The organism is Collinsella sp. (assembly GCF_052346665.1).
Lineage (GTDB): Bacteria > Actinomycetota > Coriobacteriia > Coriobacteriales > Coriobacteriaceae > Collinsella.
Map to the genome: position 1 here is coordinate 1 of NZ_DAWDUX010000065.1, position 4,311 is coordinate 4,311.

Genomic DNA, 4,311 nt, shown 5'->3' on the forward strand with positions numbered 1-4,311 from the left:
CCCTCTTCGCCACGTGTGCTTTCATGGCTCTGTATATCCTCGTCACTGCCGTTGCTATGGAATGCCGCGGCGTCGGTCGCTGGACGGTGCAGGTCGCCGTTGCGGTTGCCGCTCTCTTGGCCGCGTTTGCCGGGCTGTTTGGCTTGTTCGGCGCCGCGGGGATGCTTCCCGCGTTCGCCCTCGCCCTCTACGTGGCGGCATGGGGTTTCGTGTATGCAGCCGTCTCGCTTTCCGTTTCGGGCGGAGTCGAGGGTGCCCGCGGTTAAAGAGTCGACAAAAGGGCCTGTGCGCAGCGGATGCCGTCAGTTGCGGCGCTCATGATGCCACCCGCGTAGCCCGCACCCTCGCCGCAGGGATAGAGACCGGGAGTGCTGACGGAGACGCAGTTCGCACGATCGCGGACAACCGTGACGGGTGAGCTTGAGCGCGTTTCGGGTGCGGTGAGGACGGCGTCTGGATCATCGTAGCCCTTGAGCTTGCGCCCAAGCACCGGAATGCCCTCGCGTAGCGTTTCGGTGACGTGCGCCGGCAAGATGCCCTCAAGGGAGCCCCAGGTAACGCCTCTCGGATAGGTTGGCTCAATGCGTCCGTGGCCCGTGCTAGGCTGACGGGAGAGAAAGTCCCCGACTGTTTGCGCCGGCGCGCGATAGGCTCCGCCTCCGAGCTCGAATGCACGCTGTTCACAGGATCGCTGCAGATGCATGCCCGCGAGCGGATTATCGCCGGGAAGATCGTTGGGCTCGATATTGACGAGGAGCGCCGCGTTAGCGTTGCGGCCGTTGCGTGCGCTGAGGCTCGCCCCGTTTGTCACCACGCCGCCCGGCTCTGATGCGGCGGCGACGACTTCGCCGCCGGGGCACATGCAGAAGGAGAAGAGGCTCCTGCCGTTTTTGAGGTGCGCGACGAGGCTGTAGGGAGCCGCGCCGAGCGAGGGATGCCCCGCTGCCGTGCCATAGAGGGCATTGTCAATATCGACTTGCAGATGTTCGATACGGACCCCCATGGCGAAGGTCTTGCGTGCGAGCGAGACGTTGCGGCTAAGCAAGAGCTCGAAGACGTCTCGCGCGGAATGACCGCAGGCAAGAATGAGGTGTGAGGCGGGAAGATGCTCTCTTCGCCCGCCATGTTCGATGGTGATTCCGGCTATCTTCCCCTGGTCATCCATCGTGACGTCGACGAGCTTGGTGCGGAAGCGGACCGTGCCGCCGCAGGAGCGAATGCGGTCGATCATATGAGTGACGACGGTGGGAAGAACATCTGAGCCGATGTGCGGTTTGGCGTCCCAGAGAATGTCGCGCGGTGCGCCCGCCTCGACCAAAGTCCTCAGCACGAGACGGTGCAGGGGATTCTTGGTGCCCGTGTTGAGCTTGCCGTCGGAGAACGTTCCAGCGCCGCCGAGGCCGAACTGGATGTTGGAGGCGGGGTCGAGTTCGCCCGTGGCGTTGAAGCGCGCGACTGCATCGGTGCGCCGGTCTGCGTCGTCGCCCATCTCAATGAGCAGAGGAGAGAGGCCTGCTTCGGCTAAGGTGAGCGCGGCGAAGAGTCCCGCGCATCCAGCTCCCACCACGATGGGTTGAGGATGGGGTTCGTTGTGCGAGGAACGCGTGAAGCCGTGTTCAAATGTGGGCTCGGAGAAATCAACCACACGTACGCGCCGCGCATCACGGGTGGAGACGCTCTCGATGAGCTCGAGTTCATCGAGGGCCGGGTCGACCTCAAAGCGTGCGCTCAGGGTGAAGTGCACCTGTGCCTTTTTGCGCGCATCAATCGACTTGCGATGAAGCGTGACGCTACGGAACGTCTTTGGGTCGCAGCGGAGTAACCGTGCGGCCTCGCGTTTGCATACGTCGAGGCAGCTCGCCTCCGTTGCGCCCTGCTTAAGCGAGCAAGGGATTTCCGAAATCTCTAGCATGAAGTTCCTTTCGAGGCGTACAGGCCCGCACGCATGCCCGACGCCCATGCCCATGCGAGGTTGTAACCTCCGCAATCGGCATCCATATTCAGCGCCTCTCCACATGCGAAGAGGCCGCTGGGAGATGTTCCGTCGTGAAAGCTCACAATGCCGCACGTCTCGAGGTTTACGGACGAAAGGGGGATACCGCCGCGGTGTATGTGCGCTTGTGCATGTTCCGTCGTTCCATGGACGCGGAAGCGCAGGTGGTGAAGGAGGGTGGCGGCGTGTGCCATGGGATCGGCGGAGTCGTTGAGCATGGCGCAAAGCAGAGACGCAAGAGGACGGGCGACCAAGCCGTCGAACCACGATGCATCGCCGCAGTACGACCCGATGCTGCTGGCGCGCGAGCGGAGGAGCTCGGTCATGTCGGCTTGGCCCAGGCTGGGAAAGAGGTCGAGTTCGATGATGTCACCGGGCTCGATCCTCCGGGAGAGGTTGAGCGCCGCTATTCCGGAGATGCCATAGGGGCGGAAGAGGACCTCGCCTGCCTCGGACGCAATGACGGCGCCCTCGCGCATGAGCGAAAGCGCGCCTTCGACCCTCAGCCCGTCGAGATGCTCGAGGGCGAGTGCGTGCCGTGTCGCGCCTGGTGCGTTGGAATCGATTTCGCAGGCGATGGGACATAGGACGGGAATTTCATTGAGGTGTGCAAGGCGGAAGACCTCGCACGTGGATGCCGAGCGCCCGCCGACCGCGATGATGACCCGTCGAGCATGGAGCGTCCGTTCGGTGCGCTCTGCAACGGCGAGTGCCTTGCGCGCGTTGCGAACGCGAGCCTTGGCATCGCGCCCCTGCTTGAACGAGAGTGCGGCAGCGGGAACGCTCAATGTGAGGTCCCAATAGCCGGATGGAGACGTGCATGGAGCTGCGTGCGAGACGGTCGCACAGGTGAGAATGTCGACCCCGAGACGACTGCATGCGTTGAGGAGTACATCGCGTACGGATTCGGCCCGACGTGTCACGGGGTAGAGGCGCCCTTCGCCTTCCTCGGCGAGCATGAGCCCCAGACGCTCGAAAAAGTCGGCGATATCCCGCTCTGCGTGCGCACCGAACATGGCTCGTGCCGCATCTTCATGCAAGAAATGCCGGGGTGCCAGCCTGGCGTTGGAGATATTGCAGCGGCCGTTGCCGGTGGCGAGGATACCCAAACCCGCCTCGACGTCTGCCTCCACGATGCAGCAGCGGGCGCCGGCGCGCGCTGCGGTGATCGCCGCGGCGAGCCCACTTGCGCCTCCGCCGATGATGGCGACGTCGTAGATGACGTCGCCGTTCTTCGTCCGCTTGTCCACGCCCACGGTTGTTACGCCGAGGCTTCGCCGGAGTCGGCGGGTTCCACGTGCTCCGGCACTTCGCTGACCTTGGCAAGCGCGCGGGGAAGGAGGCCCGATGGCAGATCGGCCTCGATGGAGCCCGCGTCGCAGGCGGCGGCGAGGGCGGGGTTGATGGGAAGACGGCCGAGGACCTCGAGGCCGTATTGCTCGGCAACGGCGTCAAGCTTGCTGGGCCCAAAGACCTCGATTTTCTTGCCGCAATCGGGGCACTCCACGTAGCTCATGTTCTCGACCACGCCAAGGACCGGGATGTTCATCTTCTCTGCCATGTTGACGGCCTTGGCAACGATCATGGAGACGAGATCCTGCGGGCTCGTCACGATAACGATGCCGTCGACGGGAAGGGATTGGAAAACGGTGAGGGCGACGTCGGCGGTGCCGGGAGGCATGTCGACGAGCAGATAGTCGAGCGGGCCCCAGGAGGTCTCACTCCAGAATTGGCGGATGGCGCCGGCGATCACGGGGCCGCGCCAAAGAACGGGATCGGTCTCGTTTTTAAGCAGGAGGTTGCTCGACATGACCTTTACGCCGTGCTCGGAAATCTCGGGCAGTAGCAGGTTGCCCAGGCCCATGGCGTGGCGACCGCTCATGCCGAACATCTTGGGGATAGACGGGCCGGTGATATCGGCATCCAAAATGCCGACCTTGTGGCCGCCACGTGCCAGCTCAACGGCGAGAGACCCCGTCACAAGGGACTTTCCAACGCCGCCTTTGCCGGAAAGCACGGCGATAACGCGCTTGACCTCGGACAGGTTGTTCTCCTCAAATTCCTGCGGCGCGGTCTGTCCGCCCGCCGCGGTTGCGTGCTCACAGCTCATGTGCGCATCCTTTCCTCATGATGCATAACTTTTTCCATTGTACCCCGAAGCGATTCGCATCCGATTGGCTCCAGGTTTTGCGCCGAGAAGCCGCGAGGATCTGATGTTTCTTCAGGCCGTCATTCCCAATCGGGTGCATGCTCCCCGCGCGACATGTTTGACCGTCTGCCGAGGGACGGCTTGCCGTAGGGAGACAAAGCGGCGTTCC

The 4,311-nt window shown here is 63.5% G+C and carries 3 protein-coding genes and 1 pseudogene; 1 reads left to right on the plus strand and 3 read right to left on the minus strand.

What is annotated here, in order from left to right:
• Positions 1 to 266: pseudogene (locus ACT8II_RS09105) on the plus strand (hypothetical protein); the annotation flags it as partial.
• Here ACT8II_RS09105 and ACT8II_RS09110 read toward each other — a convergent pair.
• Genes ACT8II_RS09110 through ACT8II_RS09120 form a run of 3 tightly spaced genes read right to left on the minus strand, consistent with a single transcriptional unit; the run spans position 263 to position 4,103 of the window.
• Positions 263 to 1,912 (minus strand): NAD(P)/FAD-dependent oxidoreductase, encoded by a 1,650-nt coding sequence (locus ACT8II_RS09110; protein ID WP_443813906.1) that lies wholly within the window; start codon positions 1,910 to 1,912, stop codon positions 263 to 265. The pseudogene ACT8II_RS09105 and the gene ACT8II_RS09110 overlap by 4 nt on opposite strands.
• Positions 1,906 to 3,243 carry an FAD-dependent oxidoreductase gene (locus tag ACT8II_RS09115; RefSeq protein WP_443813910.1) on the minus strand — a complete coding sequence of 446 codons (1,338 nt, stop codon included), beginning with the start codon at positions 3,241 to 3,243 and terminating at the stop codon, positions 1,906 to 1,908. Before ACT8II_RS09115 ends, ACT8II_RS09110 begins: the two co-directional genes overlap by 7 nt.
• 11 nt (positions 3,244 to 3,254) lie before the next feature.
• Positions 3,255 to 4,103: an Mrp/NBP35 family ATP-binding protein gene (locus ACT8II_RS09120; RefSeq protein WP_302742268.1), complete on the minus strand. Its 849-nt coding sequence runs from the start codon at positions 4,101 to 4,103 to the stop codon at positions 3,255 to 3,257.
• Between the last annotated feature and the right edge of the window lie 208 nt (positions 4,104 to 4,311).

Bases quoted from the DNA above. Each gene is read 5' to 3' on its own strand.
- ACT8II_RS09110 (WP_443813906.1), bottom strand. From the start codon at position 1,912: ATGCTAGAGATTTCGGAAATCCCTTGCTCGCTTAAGCAGGGCGCAACG.
- ACT8II_RS09120 (WP_302742268.1), bottom strand. From the start codon at position 4,103: ATGAGCTGTGAGCACGCAACCGCGGCGGGCGGACAGACCGCGCCGCAG.